We start from the raw sequence: 21,481 nt of genomic DNA on the forward strand, positions 1-21,481 counted from the left end.
CTATGTCCCCTGCTCAAAAAATCAGCAGGATATGTGGATAACGTGGCTCAGTTTTGAAACGGAATCACCTCATAGGTGGCTCAGTTTTGGATTGGAATCAACACGCAGGTCGAAGCCCGCGTCGCGCAGCCACGCCACCATGCAGTCCTCCATGACGTGGCCGCGCTCGAAGATGCGCAACATCCTGCCCTGGGTGTCGCGCCCGTGATCGACCGGAGCCTTGGCGTACTCGAACTGCAAGGCACGCTCGCAGGCCGCGCCCAGACGCGACGCGCCGAGGTAGTCGCGTGCGGTCTGCTGCGCACGCACACGCTGCATGCCGATGTCGATCAACGCGGTGATCTGGCCGGAGACGCTGGCCGAGGAGTTGAAGTCCATCATGGCTTCCTCCCCTTCGGCTCGTCCCAAGGCAGGTCGTCCTCCAGATCGGCGAACGGATTGGCGGCGTCGGGTGCCAGCGGATCGGGCGTCGGCGGCAAGCCCCGCACGGGCGGGAACTTGGTGGCCTCGTGGTGCGCGACCATCGCGTCCGACCAGCAGGTGACGATGGCGTCGATCACCTGCAGGGCTTCCGCCTCGGAGTAGTCGCCCAGCGGCTTGGCAAACCCGATCTCGCCCGAAGCCTCGCCGAAGGCCTTGAGGCACTGGCGCATCGCGGCCAGTTCGACATCAGACGGATCGATCATGGCGACCTCCGTCTTGTCGATGCGGCCTTCCTTGGCGCGCTGCCAGTTGCCGTACAGCCCGTGAAACGCGTCCTGGCAGCGGCGCGAGCAGAACACCCAGTCGAGCACGTAGCGGCGCGGATCGGCGGTCTTGAAGCGACCGTCCGTGTGGCCGTAGCCGCGTGCTTGTCGTTTGCAGACCCAGCATTTCACGCCACCTCCGCGAGTTCTTCGGCCAGCAGGCCAAGTTGCAACGGCGTGCCCGCGAAAGCCGATTCGCAGCGGCGCTTGAAGTCGGCGTAGCTCATCGAGCTGCGCGCAATCGCCGTGACCGCGTGAATCTGCGATTCCAAATGCGCCAGCCCCTGCTCGGACAACCACTGGTGATGCTTCTGCGAGATGCCCTTGCGGTTGCGGATCTCGCCCAGCAAGTCCTCCGGCAGCACCGGCCCGTAGACCCAGCGCAAGGTGATCTGGCCGATGACGTGGGGCGGGTTCTGTTCGTGCCCCTGGTACCGCCAGTTGAAGAGGCGGTACAGCGCCCGGTAGTAGTCCGGGTGGAAACGCCGCTCCCACGACGCGCAGGACTGGCGCAGCAGCTTGGAGATCAGCTCCTGCAGCGCATCAGGCGCGCGGTGGTGCTGGTAGCCGGTGGCCTCGTCGATCAGCGCGACCTCGCCGGTGGTGGCGAGCGCGCGCATGATCTTCATGCAGTTGGGCACCAGCTTCCGGCGCGCACGGTGCAGCGTGTGGTCGAGCGCGGCATCAATCACGCCGGAGGCGATCTGGGTGATCACGCCCGCCGGGAAGAACTGCGCCCGCCGACCGCTGGGCAGCGAAATCGGTGATTCAAATTTGTCCAACTCCGACAATGACTTAGGCGAGAAGTCGGCCAGAATTTGGCGGAAACGGTGACCCGTGTTGTTCTCGTGGACGCCGAGCAGCTTGGCCACCTGCTTGCGGACGTAGCCGCGCTCGCCGGTGGTGAGCACGACCGCCTCGCAGTCGAGGTCGCCGAAATGCACGACGCCGCAGTGGCTGGCACTGAGGGTGGATGCGTTCATGGCAGCCTCCCTCACTGCGCCCACGACGGTTTGCCCGTCACGGGTGCGCGTTGTGGAGCCGATGTCTGATACGCGGGGGCTGCCTGCGCCGGAGCGCCGGACGTGCCGCCGCCCGAAGCCTTGGACGGCACGCCCATCAACTTGGCGTAGTCGGGGTGATCCGGTTCGACCGCCACCTTCACCACGTTGCGGTCTTGGCCCTTGCCGTCCTTCTCGATGTCGACGCGGGCCAGGAACTCCAGGCCATCCAGTTCGTGGAAGCCCTGGATGCGGCGCGCGGCGGCGGCCTGCGGGCCGTTGTCCTGCGGGTGGACGTTGCGGGCGCTGTTGAGCGCGGCGCGAATGAAGCTGCGCCCCATCTGGCCCCAGGTCGGGCCCTTCTTGGAGTGCAGGCCGATGTTCGACCACATCTTGCGTTTGGCATGGTCGCCAGCGGTGACCACGAATTCGGCGGCGAGGTAGATCGAGCCGGTTTCGAAGGACTCGGTGGCGTAGCCGCCGCCCCAGCCTTGCTCGGGATCGTCGTAGCCACCGGGCTTGATGGTCATGCGCACCGGGACAGTGGTGCCCTTGGGGATCAGATCGAAGCCGGATTGCTGGGCGTCAGCGTCGTTGAAGTCATTCCATGCGGTCATTGCGATTACTCCTGAGATTCGATGTGTGTGGGGGTGGCGGCGCTGGCGGGCGTGGCGGATGCGCCCGCGCACTTGGCGATCAGCGCGCCGAGATGCGGCGGCTCCAGCAGGTCGAGACGACCGCTGCGGTCTTTGGCCGGGAAGCCGTAGGGATTGACGGTGTGGGTGACGAAGGCGCGGTAGGCGCTGCCGTCCTCGGCCTTGATCTCGGCCAGCGTCACGACCTCGTCGACGATGCCGGGCAGCTCCAGGCTGGTCTTGCTGCCTTCGATCTGCGGCACGAACACCTTGCGGTTGTAGTCATCGAGGCGTTCGTCGAGGATGGCCACGAACACCACGTTCTTGCCGCGTGCGTGCTGCAGGTGGGTCAAGGCACTCACCATTTCCTGGCCCAGCAGGCCGTAGGCACCGCGCAGATCAGGCTTGCCGGAGCGGTCACTGGTTGCACCGGGCTGCGTCTTGCACCACGCGAAGCATTGGCGCGACAACTGCGTGATCGAGTCGAGGAAGAAGGTCTGGTAGCGGTCGAGCTGCGTCGCATCGCCGAACTTCTCGATGACGTGGTCGTAGTGCGCCTGCGAGAAGGCAGACTCCGGCGGCAGCGACTTATCCGCGCCCGCGAGGAACACGAAGAAGTCGCGGCTCTCGGGCCAGGACGCCGGGCGGATGGTGTCGCCCGGCCAGTCGGCCACCGCCAAGTCACCGGCCTCGATGTCGATGAACAGCGTGGTCTTCGGATCGAGGTCTTTGAGCCGGGTGGTCTTGCCGATGCCGGACTTGCCCAGCATCAGCAGCTTGACGCCCTTGCGCTCGGCCATGCGCTGCTTCGCGGAGATGATGGGAAGGCTCATGCCACACCCCCATCGAGCGTCAGGGTGATGGTCGGCTTGCCTTCCTCGACCGTGCGGGCGGCGGCGAACTGCTCCTGCAGCGCCGTGGGCCAGTTGGTGTAGCGGGACTCGGCCACCGACAACTTGATGTCGATGTAGTCCTCCACCTTGTCGCCCGAGGCGACGATGCGCTCGGCCATCTCCTTGAGGATGGTCTGGCTCCAGATCACCTTCTTGGGGAGTTCGTACTTGACGTGCAGCGCGCCGTCGTTGACGTGGGCGGTGCCGAAGTCGCGGCCGGAGTCACGCAGCGCGGCGCGCACCTGCACACCGAAACGCTGCACCTTGGCGGCTTCCAGCTTGATGCGAAGCTGCTTGAGGTAGGCGGACGCCTCGTCGACGTTGCGCTCGGCATCGACGAAGTCGGTGACCGGCAGCGCCGCCAGCTGGGCGATGCTCATGGCCGCGAGATCGGCGGGGAAGATGGTCAGATCGCTCATGGCCGTCCTCCTCACTGGTACACGCGAGTGAAGGTCGAGTGCCGCGAAACGCGACGCTCGAAGGCTTCAATCTCGGAGATCAGGTAGGTGACGCGGGCACCGAGCTTGCAGAAGACCGGGCCGAGCTGTTCCTGCCGCCAGCGGCGCAGGGTCTTGACGGAAAGCCCCCAGCGGATGGCCAGTTCGTTTTCGTCGAGGGCGATGCGCGTGGCACCGTCCGGGAGGTGCCGGGTGACGTTCCGGCCGGGTTGAACAGATGAGGCATGGTTTTGCATCGCAGGACTCCTTTCGTTTGGGAGTCCCTATTCAATTGCTCCATGCCTTGGGCGTGCGCGAGCACGTTTTGGGCGCTCACGAGCAGACCTTGATCACACGCCACCCCGCAAGACCGATCTAAGTTGTTGATCTGTATGGATGCGAGGCCGCCGTTTCGGTTATTGCGATTTCGCTTATTTCGTTTATAATGGCTTCAGATTGAACTTTGCCCCGACGAGGAGACCTCCATGAACGCTCCCGCTATCCCCAAGACACTGCCCTCCGAAGAGGACATCGCGCTTGCCCGTGAATCGGGCCGTGCGCTGTCGACCGTGCTCCAGACCCGTGCCGAAACCCAGCAGATCGACTTCCATGACGACAAGGGAGCGGTGCGTGCCGTGCGCATCCCGACCTCGGCGCTGCGTCTGCTGCTAGAAGTGCTGACCGAGATCGGCCAAGGCAACGCGGTCTCGATCATCCCGATTCACGCCGAACTGACGACCCAGGAGGCGGCCGACGTGCTCAACGTCTCCCGCCCCTTCCTTGTCCAGTTGCTGGAGAAAGGCGACATGCCGTTCCACAAGATCGGCACGCATCGTCGCGTGCGCTACCAGGACGTGATCGCCTACAAGAAGCGCATCGATGCCGAGCGTCGCAAAGCACTGGATGAGCTGGCCGCGCAGGCCCAGGAACTCGGTATGGGGTACTGACCGGATGAGTTCGCACTTCACCGTCGTCTATGACGCCTGCGTGCTCTATCCGGCACCGCTGCGCGACCTGCTGATGCATCTCGCGCTGTCGGATCTGTACAGGGCGCGATGGAGCGACATGATCCACGACGAGTGGACGCGCAATGTGTTGGCCAGCCGCCCCGACTTGACTCCAGACCAGCTGAACCGGACCCGCCAGCTGATGAACGCCCACGTCCGGGACAGTCTGGTCACAGGCTTCGAGTACCTGATTCCGTCGATCAATCTCCCCGACCCGGACGACCGCCACGTGGCGGCGGCCGCCATCCACTCCGGGGCCAGTTTGATCGTGACCTTCAACCTCAAGGACTTTCCGGCAGACGCGCTCAAGCCCTACAACCTCGCGGCCCAGCACCCGGACGACTTCATTGTCGATCTGCTGGATCTGCATCCCGCAGGCGTGCTGGAGGCCGCAGCCAGTCATCGGCGCTCACTGAAGAATCCCCCCAAGACGGCGGACGAATACCTCGACACCCTGCTGGCGCAGGGCCTCACTCAATCGGTGGCGGTCATGCGCCAATGGACTGTGGCCATGTGAACGGCCGAAGGGAGACTGCATGGGCAAAAAGACCCTGACCAACGCGCACTGCCTGCTTGATCTGATCGAGAAGGCCCCGGCTTCAGTCATCAAGGCCTTCAGCGGGCTGCCAGAGTGCCAGGCTCTTGCCCGTGGTTTCGACTGGTCACAGGATGCCGCTTCGCTCCCCTCCGCTCTGATTGAGCACGTCAGGCATCTCCGCAAGGATCAGCGTGACCCTGCCGAACGGGAGGCGCTACGCGTCCTGCGTCTGGCATCGCCGCGCGGCGCGCAAATCCTCACGACCGTCGCCGACCAGCTCAACGACAGTGCCCTGATCGCCACCTTCTTGGCCCAGGACGGCGGCGAGATCGGCCGCTCTGTTTGGATGCGCACCCATTCCGACGAGGCTGCACGTCTGTTCGATGTCGCCGAGTCGATCCTGAACACCGGCGACATCCGTGGCAACAAGCGCCTCTACGATGCCTTCGACGTGCCATGCGATGACGCGCCACCCTTCATCTGGAACGACTCCGTCAAGAAGGAGCTGGAAGCGCAACTCACCAGCGCGATGCGTCTGGGCGAGCCGTGCGAGGTGGTCTACGTACCGCTGGCCGACGAGAAGAAAAACGGTGACACGAAAACCACCCATTACCTCGTTGTCCGGTTTGCCGGGGATCAGGTGACGGCGGTGCAGGTCGTCAACCGCAATCGCAAGAGCTTCTGCTACTTCCCGGCGCGCGACGCCACGCTGGTCTACGCGCCGGACCGCAAGGTGGTCGAGGTCTATGCACATACCCTGTCGACGCGCGCTCCGCTGGCGAATGTGCTGTCCAAGCACGGCTTCAAGGCCCCGTTGTCGAATCGCCCACTGAACCGGTCACGATACGACCTGTCGCGGTTCGCACTGCCGTTGAAGGACGAAAAACCGCGTTTGGATGGCGCAAAGGTCGAGCGCCTTTACCTCACCGAAGCCAAGGCCCTGCTCGGACATTCGACGGATGCCGTTTCGCTGCACATCGACAGCGGCGTCGAACTGCATGACGTGATCAGCGGACGATGGGGTGATCATCCGTTCTCCCAACCGGGAGCCATCCTCGGCGTGACCTTGGTGGCCGATCTGGTGTTCGAGGATGAAACCACAGAAACGTCGCTGTCCATCGTGCTGGCGGAACCCGGTCGATGCAGCCTGCAAGGCGAGAAAGACCTCCGTCTGCGGCAGGCCGGAACGCAGTTGCTCGAAGCGTTGGGTGTGCTCAAGCCGCTGCACCCGGGCTCCGGGGTCGACGATCCCAATCTTGTCATTCAGGTGGCGCGGCTGCTCGAATGCGCAACCAGTCCGATGGACGGTTTCGCGCTGGCGCAACTGGGGATCGACATCGACCGCTTCGAGGATGAGGGCATCATCACTGAGGGCGACCGCATCACCGAGAAAGTGGTCGATCTGGCCGACGGCGAGCGGTTCAGCGTCCAATTGGAGCGCTGCGCCGATGCCAACCACGTGCGCTACCGCGACCCGCTGACGGGCACAGACGTGATCCTGCCCGCCAAGCATGCGCGGCGATGGAAGGTGCATCTGAACTGGCTGCGCGAGGAGATCATCACAGCACTGGGCACCGCACTGCAGGGTGTGCGTGGCAAGCACCTTGATGACGAGCCCGTTTTCCTGGGCGAAATCGACATCGATGGGCATGCCGTCGCGCTGTACTTCGCCGCGAAGCTGTCCAGCGAGCGCCAATACGCTCGCGTCGACACAGCCTTGCGACTACATCCTCGATCCACTCCCGGCATCGTCCTGACAACTGCATCCATTCCGTTCCCCTTCGCCGGGACGAATGTGGTGATCCCCATCGAGGACGTGGTGTCGGCCACCGGCGCGAAAACGGCCATCGACGCGGCCCGCCTCAAGGTCGCGTATCGGCATGGACAGTTGGCTGCCATGGGCGGTACTTCGGTGAACTTGCAGGTGTCCTCCGACGGGTATGCCGCCGTGTTGAACATTCCAGGCAAAGCTCCTTGGCGGGTCACCGGCAAAGGCAAGATCACCGTGCTGCAGCGTTTGGTCGATGCCTACTCGGCAGGCACACACGTGAACACCAAGAAGCTGATGGAGGACACGGGATGCCTTTCGCCTGCCAATCTGTTTTCCAAGACATCGCCCTGGAAAAACTACTTGGCCAAAGTCAAGGGCGCTCACGCTTGGCAGCTGAATCTGCCGATCCTGGACACCCCGGTCGACGATGACGATGAGGAAAAGGTCGTGGCGGAAGAGGCCATCCTGACGAACTGAAATTCGGGCGGCCATTACCCTGCGTTGCCATCCACTTCGGAGGATTGCGCACATCATCCATGACGGTTGCTATTCCTCGGAGCCGTCATGAAGAACCTCAAACTTGCATCTCCAGCAGAGATGTCTGCCAGCGCCCGTGCTGGCGAAATCGCCGCCATCCTTGCGGCAGCCATCGTCCGCACGCTCGTCGCGGACGAGCCAAAACAGAGAGAAGTTGGCCTTGGCTTCCTGCCCGACCAGCGCGTTCATCCAACCCCCTATCCACAGGAGAAGTTGTGATGAACGAGAAACAAGCCTCCGTCGCCGCGCAGATCGCGGCGCTGTCCAGTCTGCCCATCGCCGAGTTGTGGCCGGTGTGGGATCGGTATTTCAACAGCCGCCCCATCAACCCCAACCGCGCCTTCATCGAGTCGCGGATCGCCTACAAGATGCAGGAGGAGGTCTTCGGCGGTCTGGCGCACAACACCCGCCAGCGCCTGGAGGCCATCGGTGCCAAGCACTCCAAGATCAAGCTGCGGGCCCGTCCGCGCGACATCAACTTCGCGCCCGGCACCGTGCTGCTGCGCGAATGGGGCGACCGCGAGCACAAGGTGGCGGTCACCGCCGATGGCCTGTTCGAGTACGAAGGCAGCACCTTCAAGAGCCTGACGGCCGTGGCCCGGCAGATCACTGGCACGCACTGGTCGGGGCCGCTGTTCTTCGGCCTGAACGGCAAGGCAGGTGCGCAATGAGCGATGCCGCCCAAATCGCATCTCCCAAGGCGCGCAAGCGCTGCGCCGTCTACTGCCGGGTGTCGTCGGACGAACGCCTTGACCAGGAGTTCAACTCCATCGACGCGCAGAAGGAGGCTGGCCACGCCTACGTCGCCAGCCAGCGGGCCGAGGGCTGGATTCCGGTGGCCGACGACTACGACGACCCCGGGTTTTCCGGCGGCAACACGGATCGGCCCGGGCTGAAACGCCTGATGGCGGACATCGAGCGCGGCCAGATCGACATCGTGGTGGTCTACAAGATCGACCGCCTGACACGCAGCCTTGCCGACTTCTCCAAGATGGTCGAGGTGTTCGAACGCCACGGCGTCTCGTTCGTGTCGGTCACGCAGCAGTTCAACACCACCACCTCGATGGGGCGGCTGATGCTCAACGTGCTGCTGTCCTTCGCCCAGTTCGAGCGCGAGGTCACCGGCGAACGCATCCGCGACAAGATCGCCGCCAGCAAGCGCAAAGGCATGTGGATGGGCGGCGTCCCGCCGCTGGGCTACGACGTCGAGAACCGCCTGCTGGTCATCAACGAAACCGAGGCGGCGGCGGTGCGACGCATCTTCGAGGAGATGCTGACCATCGGCTCGCCCACCAAGATTGCCGCCAACCTGACACTGGATGGCATCACGACCAAGGCGTGGACGACACAGGACGGCCAGACGCGGGCGGGCACGCGCATCGACAAGAAGTACCTGCACAAGCTGCTGCGCAACCGCATCTACCTCGGGGAGTTGTCGCACAAGGGCAGTTGGTACCCGGGCGTGCATCAAGCCATCATCGATCCCGGGCTGTGGGGGCGGGTTCACGAGGTGCTGGCCAGGGACGGTCACACCCGGTCGGTGGAAACCAAGATCAGGTCGCGGACCGACGCCTTGCTGCGCGGCCTGCTGTACGCGCCCTCGGGCGAGCGGATGTACCCGACGTACTCGCGCAAGAACGGGCGCAAGTACCACTACTACGTGTCCAAGTCCGAAGCGCGGTTCGGCGCGCCGGGCAAGGGCTACGAGCGCCTGCCCGCACCGGAGATCGAAGGAGCGGTGGTCGCCCAGATCCGAACGGTGCTGACCAGCCCCGAGACCGTGGCGTCGGTGGTGCGGCACATCCAACGCAACGGGGCACAGATCGACGAGGCCACCACAGTGATGGCGATGGGACGCCTCAACAACGTGTGGGATCAACTGTTCCCGGTCGAGCGCCACCGCATCGCCAATCTGATGATCGAGCGCATCGACCTCGTCCACGCGGGCGAGGTGCAGGGCATCAAGGTGAAGTGGCGTGAGGTGGGCTGGAATGCGCTGATCGCGGAGTTCGCCCCGGACAGCATCGGTGCCGAACTGTTGGAGACCGAAGCCTGATGGACGAATCGATGGAAACCTTTGTGCCCCTGACATTCCGACGCCGGGGCGTCCAGCGCGTGGCCACCGATGAGCGCAGCGTCCACGATGTGACCCTGCTTGACGGTGTGGCACGCGCCTTCTACTGGCAGCACCTGCTGGACACCGGCGCAATGCAGAGTGGTTCCGCCATCGCCCGCGCCGAGAAACTGCATCACTCGGTGGTCAACGAACTGCTGCGCCTGACCCTGCTGGCCCCCGACATCATTGAGCAGTTCATGGCGGGCAAGCAGCCACGGCGACTGACGCTGATGTGGTTTCAGCGAAACCGCCTGATGGTCGACTGGCACGCCCAGCGCCAGCTCATGGCCAGTTTTGAGGAGGAGGCATGAGCAAGAAGCATCGCGGCCACGCCAAGGGCGACCCGGTGACCTACCAGACGCCGCTGCCCGCTGGCGGCGTGCAGATGGAAACCTTCCTGCCCTGGACGCTGGTGCGCCGTGGGTTCAAGAAGCAGGTCATCACGCCGCTCGACGCGCCGCAGGAGTTCCTGGACGAGGCCCGCCGCGAACGGCAGGTGCGCGAGATGGCGCAGGACACCCCTTTGATGCGGGCGCTCGGCCTCGCGCACCACTGGCAGCGACTGCTGGACGAAGGACGGTTCAGTTCGATGACCGAGATCGCGGCGGCCGAAGGCATCGACCTCGGCCAAGCCAGCAAGATGAGCCGACTGGCCCAGCTCGCCCCCGACCTGATCGAAGCCATCGCCCTGGGACGCCTCGATGTGGGCGTCAGCCAGTTGCTGCGCGGCAAGTTGTCGGCGTCCTGGCTGGCGCAACGTGAGACGCTGGTGGCAGGCTCGCGCTGACGTCCGTGCCGCACCGACACGCCGCCGCAAGGCGGCTTTTTTGTGTCTTTCGTTGTCTCGGTCGCGCCCGCTAGAGCAAGCGAAGAAGCAAACCGATGGCCCGCAAACCCGCGTCAACACACGACTTCAGGCCTTGAATGCTCAAGAGGGCAGCAGAGAACAGAGAGAGAAAAACGGCGGAAAGCGCGCCGGGAACGGCGACTTCCGGAGGGGCGTGCTCAAGAGGCAAGGACCGGAAACCGCGCCAACACAGGGGGAACGGGCAAAAAAAATCCCAACCGAATAAGGGTTGGGATTTCACATTATGGTGGTGGAACACGGAACCGAACCCGCGTCCGCTTTCAGAACCAAATGATAACATTTTGGCCTTGAGGGCGTGGATTTGACGATTTGGCCGAACTGGTCACAGAAGCGAAACGTCTTTGATCAAGCGAGATCGGCGTGCTTGCCGCTTGACTTGGTCATCAGAATCGTCAGCCCACGCATGGGAAGAACTTCCCCAAGACCAATCAGTACCAGTGACACCGAGAAGTTTTACGTCCCCCGCAGCCCCATTGATTATTCGGTCATAGGATTTCCCGGCCACCGCAAAGGAAATTCGATGGCTTCCCGGCTTTAGTCGCAACCGAATCATGGAATTTGGGACGGTTTCCATCAACGTCGCACCATCGATTAATACGTCCAAGGGATGGTGTCCGTCACCCCAGTAGCGAACAACATATACGGTGAGTGCGCTAGGATAAGAGGGAAACTGCTTTGCCTCCTCGTCTTTGCTAAGACTCGGTGCATTGTCCTTGGTGCAGTAAGCGTTTCTGCCACGGTCTGTGTGACAGTAGGGCTTCTCAGCATAGCGATCAACCGGCGTCGCACAGCCAGCCAAAGCAAGTATTGCTGCTGATAGAAAAATGCCTTTGATAAACGTTTTCATGGTCGCCTTTCAAGAGCGCAGCGAAGAAAGGCCGAGAAGACGGTTCTCGGCCCTAAATTCATTTCAGAACAAATCGTGCCGTCGTTGCCTTGCTTGCAAGGTTCACCTGCGCGACAACCTTCGTTCCAGGCGTGACCTTAAAACTGCCCTTGGCTTCAAGCCTGTCAGCCGATGGCTTCAGTTCCACCTCTTGTTTGTCGCTGCCTGAGAGCAATGTAATTTTTGCTGTTGCCTTGCTGACATCAACTGGTTTCCCGTGATCGCGCACGTACAACTGAAGCACATCGGGTTTAGCTACGAGTTCGTAATCGACATCCTTGATCTCCGTGACCAAGCCACCATGGAGAGGCTTGTCTTCATGACCATGGTCATGTTTGTCTGCGGCAAATACGCTGCCCGATGCCATAAACATCAAAGCGAAGGTGGTCGAAATCAATTTCATGAGTTTTCCTTTCAAAAGTACAGGTTAAGAATCAAATCAAATAAATGGTTTATGAATTCTGCGAAGCGGACGTAGCCTGTGGATGCAACGGTTCGGCGGTGACATCCTCCAATTCCTCATCTGGGCGATGGGCTAGTCGATACAAAATCGGGAGCACGAGCAGCGTGAGCAATGTGGAAGACAAGATGCCGCCAATCACCACGGTGGCCAAAGGACGCTGCACCTCCGCGCCGGTTCCCGTGGCGATGGCCATTGGAATGAAGCCCAATGACGCCACCAAGGCTGTCATCAATACAGGACGCAAACGAGTCAACGCACCCTCGCGGATGGCTGCGTCCAATTGGGTTCCCTCTTCTCGCAAACTGCGGATGTAGGAAATCATCACGAGTCCGTTGAGCACGGCCACACCTGATAAGGCGATGAAACCTACTGCTGCGGAAATCGACATCGGGATGTCGCGCAGCCACAAAGCCAGAATGCCGCCAGTCAAGGCAAACGGAATACCGGTAAAGACCAGCAAGCCGTCCTTGACATTGCCGAACATCGCAAACAGCAATACGAAGACCAAGAGCAGCGACACCGGGACGACGATTTGCAAACGCTGAGTGGCAGACTGCAGGTTCTCAAAAGTACCGCCCCAGCTCGTCCAGTAGCCTGCGGGAATTTTGACCTGCGCCAAAGCAGCTTCCGCGTCGGCCACAAAGGAACCGACATCACGGCCACGCACGTTTGCACTCACCACAATGCGACGCTTGCCGTTCTCGCGGCTAACCTGATTGGGCCCCGGTGCCAGCTCGAAGCTAGCCACTTCGGCCAGTTGGATGAAATTGGTTCGTCCTTCGACGCCGCCCGAACCGCGTGGCAAAGGAATCGGCAAACGCTTCATGCTCTCAAGGTCGTTGCGCAAGGATTCTGGCAAGCGCACCAAGATGTCGAATCGACGGTCACCTTCAAACAGCGTACCGGCCTCACGCCCGCCGATGGCCGTGGCCACAGTATCCTGAATATCAGCCACGTTTAATCCGTAGCGTGCGGCCTTCTGACGATCAATGTTGACCGTGAGCATTGGCAATCCTGTGGTTTGCTCCACCTTCACTTCTGACGCACCAGGGATTTTCTGCAACTTGGACGAGACTTCTTCGGCTGTCTTGTTCAAGACGTCCATGTCGTCCCCGAAGATCTTCACCGCCACGTCGCTTCGCACCCCCGAGATGAGTTCGTTGAATCGAAGTTGGATCGGCTGGGAGAACTCGTAGTTGTTACCCGGTATCTTGCCCACGACTTCCTGCACGGCGGCCAGCAACTCGTCGCGGGACTTGCGCGGCTCTGGCCATTCCGACATTGGCTTGAGCATGATGTAGCCGTCAGAAATGTTCGGTGGCATGGGGTCGGAGGCAATTTCCGCAGTTCCTGTGCGCGCGAAGACGCGGTCTATCTCGGGGAACTTGGCCTTCAGCGTTGCTTCAAGTTGCTGCTGCATCGCCACCGATTGCGACAAACTGGTGCCAGGAATGCGCAAGGCTTGAATGGCGAAGTCGCCTTCGTTCAAGCTGGGCACGAACTCACTGCCCATGCGGGTTGCGATCAACCCGCACAACACCACCGCCACTGCGGCGGTAGCCAACACCACAGCCTTGGCCGCCATCACGCGATCCAGCAAAGGGCCGTACCAGCGCTTGGCTTGCACCATCAAGAAGTTTTCCTTCTCGCTGACACGGTTGCCAATGAATAGCGCAACTGCGGCCGGAATGAAGGTCACTGAGAGGATCATGGCCCCCACGAGCGCTGCCACCACCGTGAACGCCATCGGATGAAACATCTTCCCTTCGACGCCGGTCAGGGCAAAGATTGGCAAGTACACCACCATGATGATCAACTGACCAAACAGCAGCGGGCGACGTGATTCCTTGGATGCAAGGAACACCTCGTGAAAACGTTCCGCCCGAGTCAATGGCCTGCCGTAGTGAGCTTGCGCATGGGCAAGACGGCGAACACAGTTTTCTACGATCACCACCGCGCCATCAATGATGATGCCGAAGTCCAGTGCCCCGAGGCTCATCAAATTGGCGCTGACCTTGTAGCTCACCATTCCTGTGAAGGTGAACAGCATCGATAAGGGAATCACTGTGGCCGTGATGATGGCGGCGCGGATGTTACCGAGGAACAGGAACAGGATCACGATCACCAGGATCGCGCCTTCCAACAAGTTCTTCTTGACCGTGTTGATGGCCTTATCCACCAGGACGGTGCGGTCGTAGACGGTCACCGCGTGTACGCCCTCGGGCAGGCTGCGGTTAATCTCGATCATCTTCTTGTCGACAGCTTGCGAAACCGTTCGACTGTTTTGGCCGATGAGCATGAAGACGGTGCCCAGCACCACTTCACGGCCATTGTCCGTAGCAGCACCGGTGCGAAGCTCACGTCCGATGCCGACCTCGGCCACATCACGAACCCGAATCGGCACACCACCCGCGCTGCTGAGGATGACATTGCCGATGTCCTCAAGTGTCTTGACCTGCCCGGGGGCTCGAATCAGGTACTGCTCACCGCGCTTTTCGATATAACCCGCGCCCACGTTGCCGTTGTTGCGATCCAGGGCCGTCACAATGTCCTGCAGGGTGACGCCCAGCGAGGCCAGTCGCTCGGGTATCGGTGAGATTTGGTATTCCTTGGCAAAACCACCAATCGAGTTGATTTCCGTCACGCCGGGCACATTGCGCAACTGCGGCTTGATGATCCAGTCCTGAATCTCGCGCAGATCGGTGGCCGTGTAGGGCTGGCCATCAGGTTTTTTCGCACCATCCTTGGCCTCGACTGTCCAGAGGTAAATCTCGCCTAGGCCTGTAGATATGGGGCCCATCGCAGGAGTGATTCCGGGAGGCAGTTTGTCGCGTGCCTCCTGGATGCGTTCATTGACCAACTGGCGCGCGAAGTAAATGTCGGTGCCATCCTTGAATATCACAGTCACTTGCGACAGCCCGTAGCGTGACAAGGAACGGGTCTGCTCCAGATTGGGAAGACCCGCCATCACGGTTTCAATCGGGTAAGTCACCCGCTGCTCGGTTTCCAGAGGGGAATATCCCGGCGCTTGGGTGTTAATCTGCACTTGGACATTGGTGATGTCCGGGACGGCATCGATAGGTAGCTTTTGGTAGTTGAACACGCCGATGGCAGCCATACCAAAGACCGCCAGCAACACCAACCATCGGTGCTCGATGGCTGCGCGAATGAGTTTTTCAAACATGTGCATCGCTCCGGTATCAATGGGTGTGTTCGGCAGAGGCTTTGCCAAGCTCTGACTTCACAACAAAGCTGCCCGTCGACGCATACGGTGCCCCGGCTTTGAGCCCTTGCAAAACCTCGACGCGCTTGCCATCGCTGCGGCCCAACTGCACGGGCTGAGCAATGAATCCCCCATTCACCTTTAGGAACACCACTGGCTTACCGCCGACGGTCTGAATGGCATCACTGGCCACTGTCACGGGCACGTCAGCCTCAGAGGAGGTCACTTCCACGTTGACGAACAGCCCAGGACGCCAAGCACCTTTCGGGTTGGCCAAGACCACTCGGGCTTTGGCCATACGGGTTTGTTCGCCAATCAGCGACCCAACAAAGGTGATGACACCTGTAGCGCTGGCATCAAATGCAGTTGCCTTGATGGTCACTTTTTCTCCGATTCTGACCAACGGCAAGTCCTTGGCTGGTACGTTGATTTCAGCCCAAACTTGCCCCAGGTCCGATACGGTGAACACGGCAGCGTCTTCCTTGACGGCTTCACCGAGGCTGAGATGTTTTTCAATCACCAAGCCATCGAAGGGCGCACGCAATTCAAAGCGGTTAAGGCCCCCCTGCGAACCCGGGGCCAGCCCCAAAGCGGATAGCTTCTGTTGAGCGTTGGCCACAGCGACTTCCGCCTCGTGCAGCGCTTGCCCTGCTTGCAGATAGTCTTGCTCTGCGGAAATTTTCTGCTCCCAGAGTCGTTTTTCACGCTCGAACGTGGTCTTGGCCAAGGTCAGACGCTTTTGTGCGGTTTGCAGTTCACTGCGTTGCTCGGACGCGGCCGGGCTCGCAATGACAGCCAGAACCTGGCCTCGTCTGACCGCTTGCCCCAAGCTGGCCTGCACGCTCTCGACCACCCCCGCAATGCGTGGCACAACGTGCGACGTCCGGTCTTCGTTCAGGCGAATTTCCCCTGGCAATTGCAGGGCGGACTTGATTCGTGCCGCACCAGCCGTATCGATACCGATGGATGCCGCTTTGATTTGCGCATCACTGAGTTCGACCTTCCCCTCTTCTTGGTTGAGCACGAACATGAAGGGTTCGTTGTCGGTCTGGGCAACGATGCTTATCTCAAACGCGTGCGGCTCCGGCACGACCTCGCGGCTCAACAGGCTGTCCTTGTCACGTGCGAAATTTAGAGTCTGCTTCTCTCCGGTCAAGCGCGTGATGGTGGCGCTGACCTTGGCTGCACCGCTGGGTAGAGGCTTGTCCTTATCGAATAGCCAGATGCGCAAACGGGGTTCACCACTGTCCTCAGACAGCAAAGCCTCCAGCCCGAAATCCCCCTCCTTGAACAGCTTGCCGCCATGTGGGCCCTTGCTCGGGGCCTCGTGGTGCTCGCCGTCCGCATGACCCTTGTCGTGATCGTGTTTGTCTCCACTGGCCTTACCGTGATGCTCACCATCACTGTGTGCCTTGCCTTCGACGTGGCTGCCGTGACCGTCATCTTCGGCTGTCTTGGTTGCTGTGACGCCGAGAATGGCGCTGCCCAGTACAACGCCCGTCGCAACGATCACGGCGATGGCGATCAGATGCTTCTTGCTGACATTCAGTTTGTTGGTATCAATTTTCATGTTTATTCCTTATTCGCTGGCTGGGTAGCATTTGCGCCAGGTTCGCCGAGCACGCGGTCAATGTCCGCAGCCGTGCGATGCGCCTCAGCCAATGCTTTGAGGTATTGGGACTTGGCGGCAAAGTAGGTGCGCTGTGCGTCCAGCACTTCCAAGAAGTTGAACTTGCCGTTTTCAAATCCGACGGTGGCCGCGTCGTAGGCACTTTTGGCCCCAGGTAAAACATCCCGTTGCAAGACGTCGACTTCCCCACGAATGGATTCCAGCCGCTCGCGGGCTTGCAATACGTCCGTGCTGACTCGCATGTTCAAAGCTTGGAGTTCGTCCCGCGCCTTGTCTTCGCGCTTCAGCGCTTCCAACAAGTTCCCCTGATTGCGATCAAACAGCGGCAAGGGGACGGAAACACCGAACAGCAGTTGATCGCGCTGCAGTTCGTTGGGGCGTTTCACCCCTAGGCTGAAAGTGACGTCGGGTATCCGTTTGCTGCGCTCTACATCGACCAACGACCTGCGGCGCTCAACCTCCAGCTGCATACGGCGCAGCGTTGGCGAAGCGGACAGGCGCTGCTGGACGTTGTCGAACGAAGGGACAGCCGGAAGCTCTTCCACGTTGCCCGACACGAGAGTAAATCGCGGTGGGTTGGCCCCTAGCAAACTGGCCAAGCGTGCCCGAGCATTACGTTGCTCGCTCTGGGCCTGTGCCAATTCGACTCGCACACCTGCTTCGGCCACCCGTGCCTTGGTTTCTTCGACCGGAGAAACCTTGCCCGCTGCCACGCGTTTGGCAACAGCATCGGTAGCGCGTTTTGCCAGATCGACACTGGCTTGAGCCAATGCTGCGCGTTCCTGTGCCGCCAAAGTCTCGAAGAAGGCAGCGACCACGGCGGCACGAATTTCGACGCGGCGCAAGTTCAGTTCTTCGACCGCAATGTCGCGTCCTCGCTCTGCCGCCGTGATACGGGCCGCGCGCTTGCCACCCATTTCGACGGGCAGGTTGATCTGCACACTTTGTGTGCGGGTCGCTGCCCGCTGGTCTTCCAGCGAGTACGCCAGTTCGGGATTGGGGCGAGCTTGCCCCTGGATCACCTGACCTTGCGTTGCCTCGATTTCCCGCCTTGCGACAGCCAGGTCTAGATTGCTGTCCAGGGCTAAATCGATGGCCTTTTGCAGCGTCAGGATCGTTGCCGCTTCGCTCTGCAAGCCGCTTCTGACGGCTGAATGATTGTCTTGTGCTGCTGGCAACGCCTGGGCGAAAGCTGCCCCTGCAGTGAGCGCTACGAGCAAGCTCATAGCAGCCGCAACTCTTGATGTGCGGAGGACGGAGACTGACTTCCGTCTTTTGTGATTGTGATGACTTTTCAACATCCGATTCTCCAGTGATATTCAAATACACGAGGGAATCGGCGGAGAGCGATCCAAATGATCGCCTGCTCGTCGTCACGTCAGCCGAGCGAGGTCGGCTTGATACGGTCACGCGCTAGGCGTATCCGTGCATTGGTGATGACGAAGGGGAAGGAACGCGCTCCCCGCCGATCAGGCGAGGACACGCCACTGAGGGCGTTCAAGGCGTTCAAAAGGGGGCGACGTGAGACGAGCCCAGTAATCTGCTGTATCCAGAGATGAGTCGGCCAGCGATGCAATCGTGACTGCCCCAGGCAAGGCCGACAAACATCCCGCGTGACAGGATGCGCAATCGGGATCACCACCGATGGTCTTGGCTGGATCGGAAGATGCGTCTTTGCCATCCGCAGTCTTGTGCTGATGGTCATGGTGACCAAAGTGCTTGGCTGCGGCACCGGTTTCGTGTTGGCAATAGCTGGCTGCAGCCGCCCAGCCAAGCTGTAGCGGCATAAACACCAACAAAAGGATTGCCAACCATTTACGCATATGGGCAACAGTGTAGCAGCTATAGACTTCCCTGTACATCTTTTCTACTTGCTCTGTTGCCTTCCAAGCAACCGTAGCCCATTGAAAACCACCAGCAAGCTTGCCCCCATATCCGCAAACACTGCCATCCACATGGAGGCATTGTCGAAGATGGCCAGAAGTAAGAAGACCAGCTTGATGCCTAGCGCAAGACTGATGTTCTGCCAAAGCACGGCGTGGGTGCGCTTCGAGAGTCGTATCGTTTCTGGCAGACGCCGCAGGTCGTCGTTCATGACCACAACATCGGCGGCCTCCATCGCCGTATGGGTTCCAGCAGCACCCATGGCGAAGCCGATGTCGGCCTTGGCAAGTGCTGGCGCGTCATTGATGCCATCGCCTGTCATCGCCGTCATGCCCAGGCGCTGTTGAAGTTCCCAGATGGCCTGCAACTTGTCTTCGGGTAGCAGGTTGCCCCGCACCTCGGCAATGCCCGCCTGAGATCCGACGGTGCGCGCGGTCGCGATGTTATCTCCTGTCAGCATGACCGGTGTCACGCCGAGCGACTTCAGGTCGGCCACCGCTTGGGCAGAGGATGGCTTGATGGTGTCCGCCACCGCACAGATCGCCATCACACGTTCGCTGTTAGCGAGGAGTGTGACCGTGCGACCTGCCTCTTCATGAACTGCGAGGCGGGCTTCGAGTTCAGCCGAACATTGCCCACGCTCCTCGATCCAGCGGTGGTTGGCCAGCGCGTAGGAATGATTGCCGATGACGCCTTGCACTCCACGCCCTGCAACGGCTTGAAACTCTCCCACCTGTAGATCGGCGGTTGACAGCCCCTCTGCGATGGCTTTGGAAACCGGGTGATCCGACCGACCCGCGAGACTCTTTGCAAGTCCCTCCAGCACACGTTGATCAAGACCTGTGTCCACGGGCTCGAAGGCCACCAGTTTGGGCTTACCTTCCGTGATCGTGCCTGTCTTGTCCAGGGCCACAGCTTTGATCTTTCGCGCATCCTCCAAGTAAACGCCGCCTTTGATCAAAATTCCCCGTCTTGCCCCGGCCGCCAAGCCGCTGACGACTGTGACCGGCGTGGAAATAACCAAGGCACAAGGGCAAGCGATGACCAACAACACCAAGGCTTTATAGACAGCCTGTATCCAGGTTAAGTCCGCAAGCCACGGCGCTAACAACGCGACGGCGACAGCCAGGATGAAAACTGCAGGGGTGTAGATCGCGGCAAACCGATCTACAAAGCGCTGTGTTGGCGCACGCGACGACTGTGCTTGCTCGACTGCGTGGATGATGCGCGCCAAGGTACTGTCCGAAGCGGGCGCGGTGACACGGAATTCCAAGGCTGCAGATTGGTTAATGGTGCCTGCGTAGACTTCGTCGCCAGGAGCCTTGTCTATAGGCAGGCTTTCCCCAGTCACAGGGGACTGGTCGATGGCGCTCTGGCCCAGCGTCACGACGCCATCGAGCGGAACGCGCTCTCCTGGACGGATGCGCACTATCGCATCGACAACGACCGCTTTGACGCCAACGCGTGTCCAACTGCCGTCACTTTGACGCACCTCGGCTTGCTCCGGTGCAAGAGCCAGCAAGCTCTTGATGGCGCTGCGCGCCCGATCCACCGCTCGAGCCTCGATGGCCTCTGCTATCGCATACAAGGCCATCACCATGGCAGCTTCGGGCCACTGGCCTATCAAGAAGGCGCCCGTAACGGCCACCGTCATCAATGCGTTGATGTTCAAGCGGCCTTGCCGCAGTGCGGAAAGCCCTTTTCCGTAGACGGAGAAACCCGCCAGGGCGATGGCCACTCCGGCCAGCGCCATTCCAAGAGCTCTTGTTGGCCAACCGTCTGGAAAAGCGAATGCCAAGCCTTCAGCCGCCACGGCCAGCCCCAATGCAGCAATCAATTTGCCCCATGAGGCCCAGAAACCGATTGGCTGGGTCGCAGCAGCACCCTCAGATTTATCCTTTGTCCTGATAGGTTCCGGTTTGAAGCCCGCTTTGCGAATTGCATCCAGTGCCACCCGCAGAGCATGTTCCTCGGCAGCAATGGCCAATTCGCGGTCGCCCAAGTTGAACTGCAAACCACGAATGCCTGCCACGCCGTCCAGCGCTCGGCGAATTTCTGACTCTTCCGATGCGCAGTCCATGTTCGCGATCCGGAATCGCTGCGGCTCAACAGCCGTTGCATTAGACGCCATCGGCCCGCCCACAGCAGGCGATGTCGCGCAGCCACTCCCACAACCGCAGGCAGTGTCAACTTGTTGGCGTTGGTGAGTAGGGTTCATGATCTTCTCCTTGTTGGATGGATTAAAAACCCTGTAGCCACTACAATGTCAAGTGCTTACAATAAAACTGTGTGCAACCTTCCTGCCACCGCTCAAGGTGAAGATATGAAAATCGGTGAACTGGCCAAGGCCGCTCACACCCAGGTTGAGACGATCCGGTATTACGAACGCGAAGGATTGTTGCCAGAAACGCCTCGCACAGAAGGTAACTACCGGGTGTACGGCAGCGAACACGTTGACCGACTGTCCTTCATTCGGCACTGCCGAGGGTTGGACATGACGTTGGACGAAATCCGAGTGCTGCTGCGCTTCAAGGATTCGCCTCACGAGAACTGCGCACAAGTGAACGACCTGCTCGACGAGCACATAGGCCATGTAGCTGCCCGCATCAAAGAGTTGAAGGCGCAGGAACGACAGCTCAAGACTTTGCGGGAAAACTGTCGTGAATCTCAGCAGGCCAGCCAATGCGGCATTCTGACCGGATTGTCCACGGCATCGCTCCAAGATCACGGCTCAACGACCAGCATGGGCCATGTCCATGGGGCACACAGCCTCAAAGGAAAGCATTGAACGAACGGTGTCAGCCAAGTAGCCGTGCCTCAGCATCGCGTTGGGTTGAAATGGTGTG

22 protein-coding genes and 1 pseudogene are annotated in these 21,481 nt (G+C 60.7%); 9 read left to right on the forward strand and 14 right to left on the reverse strand.

Annotation, left to right across the window (positions count from 1 at the left end; genetic code table 11):
• Positions 1-102 precede the first annotated feature (102 nt).
• From PYV55_RS14135 to PYV55_RS14165, 7 genes and pseudogenes are all read right to left on the reverse strand, one after another.
• Positions 103-381, reverse strand: a pseudogene (locus tag PYV55_RS14135) (hypothetical protein); the annotation flags it as partial.
• Positions 378-878 carry a DUF6511 domain-containing protein gene (locus tag PYV55_RS14140; RefSeq protein ID WP_275852428.1) on the reverse strand — a complete coding sequence of 167 codons (501 nt, stop codon included), beginning with the start codon at positions 876-878 and terminating at the stop codon, positions 378-380. The pseudogene PYV55_RS14135 and the gene PYV55_RS14140, both read right to left, overlap by 4 nt.
• Entirely contained in the window at positions 875-1,729 is an 855-nt protein-coding gene (locus PYV55_RS14145) for a P63C domain-containing protein (RefSeq protein WP_039731085.1), read from the reverse strand. The genes PYV55_RS14140 and PYV55_RS14145 overlap by 4 nt, the downstream gene beginning before the upstream one ends.
• 11 nt (positions 1,730-1,740) lie before the next feature.
• Complete coding sequence (locus tag PYV55_RS14150; protein WP_275852433.1) at positions 1,741-2,364, reverse strand: hypothetical protein; 624 nt, start codon at positions 2,362-2,364, stop codon at positions 1,741-1,743.
• A gap of 5 nt (positions 2,365-2,369) precedes the next feature.
• Positions 2,370-3,215 carry an ATP-binding protein gene (locus tag PYV55_RS14155; protein ID WP_275852436.1) on the reverse strand — a complete coding sequence of 282 codons (846 nt, stop codon included), beginning with the start codon at positions 3,213-3,215 and terminating at the stop codon, positions 2,370-2,372.
• The gene (locus PYV55_RS14160) at positions 3,212-3,694 is read right to left on the reverse strand and encodes a hypothetical protein (RefSeq protein ID WP_275852439.1); all 483 of its coding nucleotides are present in this window, start codon (positions 3,692-3,694) and stop codon (positions 3,212-3,214) included. The genes PYV55_RS14155 and PYV55_RS14160 overlap by 4 nt, the downstream gene beginning before the upstream one ends.
• Positions 3,695-3,705: 11 nt before the next feature.
• The gene (locus PYV55_RS14165) at positions 3,706-3,969 is read right to left on the reverse strand and encodes a helix-turn-helix transcriptional regulator (RefSeq protein ID WP_275852440.1); all 264 of its coding nucleotides are present in this window, start codon (positions 3,967-3,969) and stop codon (positions 3,706-3,708) included.
• Between the two features lie 228 nt (positions 3,970-4,197).
• Here PYV55_RS14165 and PYV55_RS14170 point away from each other — a divergent pair, with 228 nt between their 5' ends.
• The 8 genes from PYV55_RS14170 (at position 4,198) to PYV55_RS14205 (ending at position 10,468) form a co-directional block, all read left to right on the forward strand.
• Positions 4,198-4,659, forward strand: a complete 462-nt coding sequence (locus PYV55_RS14170) for a helix-turn-helix domain-containing protein (RefSeq protein WP_189354847.1) — start codon at positions 4,198-4,200, stop codon at positions 4,657-4,659.
• Between the two features lie 4 nt (positions 4,660-4,663).
• On the forward strand, positions 4,664-5,236 hold the full coding sequence (locus PYV55_RS14175; protein WP_275852449.1) for a PIN domain-containing protein: 573 nt from the start codon (positions 4,664-4,666) through the stop codon (positions 5,234-5,236).
• A 19-nt stretch (positions 5,237-5,255) separates the two neighbouring features.
• Entirely contained in the window at positions 5,256-7,505 is a 2,250-nt protein-coding gene (locus tag PYV55_RS14180) for a hypothetical protein (protein WP_275852451.1), read from the forward strand.
• An 87-nt stretch (positions 7,506-7,592) separates the two neighbouring features.
• Positions 7,593-7,784: a hypothetical protein gene (locus PYV55_RS14185; RefSeq protein ID WP_275852453.1), complete on the forward strand. Its 192-nt coding sequence runs from the start codon at positions 7,593-7,595 to the stop codon at positions 7,782-7,784.
• A complete protein-coding gene (locus tag PYV55_RS14190; RefSeq protein WP_275852455.1) occupies positions 7,784-8,236 on the forward strand; it encodes a DUF2924 domain-containing protein in 453 nt (150 codons plus the stop codon). Before PYV55_RS14185 ends, PYV55_RS14190 begins: the two co-directional genes overlap by 1 nt.
• Complete coding sequence (locus PYV55_RS14195) at positions 8,233-9,621, forward strand: recombinase family protein (protein WP_275852457.1); 1,389 nt, start codon at positions 8,233-8,235, stop codon at positions 9,619-9,621. The genes PYV55_RS14190 and PYV55_RS14195 overlap by 4 nt, the downstream gene beginning before the upstream one ends.
• Positions 9,621-9,992, forward strand: a complete 372-nt coding sequence (locus PYV55_RS14200; protein WP_275852460.1) for a site-specific recombinase resolvase — start codon at positions 9,621-9,623, stop codon at positions 9,990-9,992. The genes PYV55_RS14195 and PYV55_RS14200 overlap by 1 nt, the downstream gene beginning before the upstream one ends.
• On the forward strand, positions 9,989-10,468 hold the full coding sequence (locus PYV55_RS14205) for a LacI family transcriptional regulator (protein WP_275852463.1): 480 nt from the start codon (positions 9,989-9,991) through the stop codon (positions 10,466-10,468). The genes PYV55_RS14200 and PYV55_RS14205 overlap by 4 nt, the downstream gene beginning before the upstream one ends.
• A gap of 403 nt (positions 10,469-10,871) precedes the next feature.
• Here PYV55_RS14205 and PYV55_RS14210 read toward each other — a convergent pair whose 3' ends face one another.
• From PYV55_RS14210 to PYV55_RS14240, 7 genes are all read right to left on the reverse strand, one after another.
• Positions 10,872-11,396: a hypothetical protein gene (locus PYV55_RS14210; protein WP_275852465.1), complete on the reverse strand. Its 525-nt coding sequence runs from the start codon at positions 11,394-11,396 to the stop codon at positions 10,872-10,874.
• A 58-nt stretch (positions 11,397-11,454) separates the two neighbouring features.
• Positions 11,455-11,838: a hypothetical protein gene (locus tag PYV55_RS14215; protein WP_275852469.1), complete on the reverse strand. Its 384-nt coding sequence runs from the start codon at positions 11,836-11,838 to the stop codon at positions 11,455-11,457.
• 49 nt (positions 11,839-11,887) lie between these two features.
• Positions 11,888-15,082, reverse strand: a complete 3,195-nt coding sequence (locus PYV55_RS14220; RefSeq protein WP_275852471.1) for a CusA/CzcA family heavy metal efflux RND transporter — start codon at positions 15,080-15,082, stop codon at positions 11,888-11,890.
• Between the two features lie 16 nt (positions 15,083-15,098).
• On the reverse strand, positions 15,099-16,691 hold the full coding sequence (locus tag PYV55_RS14225) for an efflux RND transporter periplasmic adaptor subunit (protein WP_275852472.1): 1,593 nt from the start codon (positions 16,689-16,691) through the stop codon (positions 15,099-15,101).
• A gap of 2 nt (positions 16,692-16,693) precedes the next feature.
• Positions 16,694-18,052 (reverse strand): TolC family protein, encoded by a 1,359-nt coding sequence (locus PYV55_RS14230; protein WP_275852475.1) that lies wholly within the window; start codon positions 18,050-18,052, stop codon positions 16,694-16,696.
• Between the two features lie 168 nt (positions 18,053-18,220).
• Entirely contained in the window at positions 18,221-18,613 is a 393-nt protein-coding gene (locus PYV55_RS14235) for a hypothetical protein (RefSeq protein ID WP_275852478.1), read from the reverse strand.
• Between the two features lie 5 nt (positions 18,614-18,618).
• Positions 18,619-20,853, reverse strand: a complete 2,235-nt coding sequence (locus PYV55_RS14240; protein ID WP_275852480.1) for a heavy metal translocating P-type ATPase — start codon at positions 20,851-20,853, stop codon at positions 18,619-18,621.
• 105 nt (positions 20,854-20,958) lie between these two features.
• On the opposite strand from PYV55_RS14240, the gene cadR reads away from it, so the two are divergent.
• On the forward strand, positions 20,959-21,423 hold the full coding sequence (gene cadR / locus PYV55_RS14245; protein WP_275852483.1) for a Cd(II)/Pb(II)-responsive transcriptional regulator: 465 nt from the start codon (positions 20,959-20,961) through the stop codon (positions 21,421-21,423).
• Positions 21,424-21,481: the final 58 nt, after the last annotated feature.

The sequence above is a fragment of the Extensimonas soli genome, assembly GCF_029211265.1.
In the GTDB taxonomy this organism is placed as follows: Bacteria; Pseudomonadota; Gammaproteobacteria; order Burkholderiales; family Burkholderiaceae_C; genus Extensimonas; species Extensimonas soli.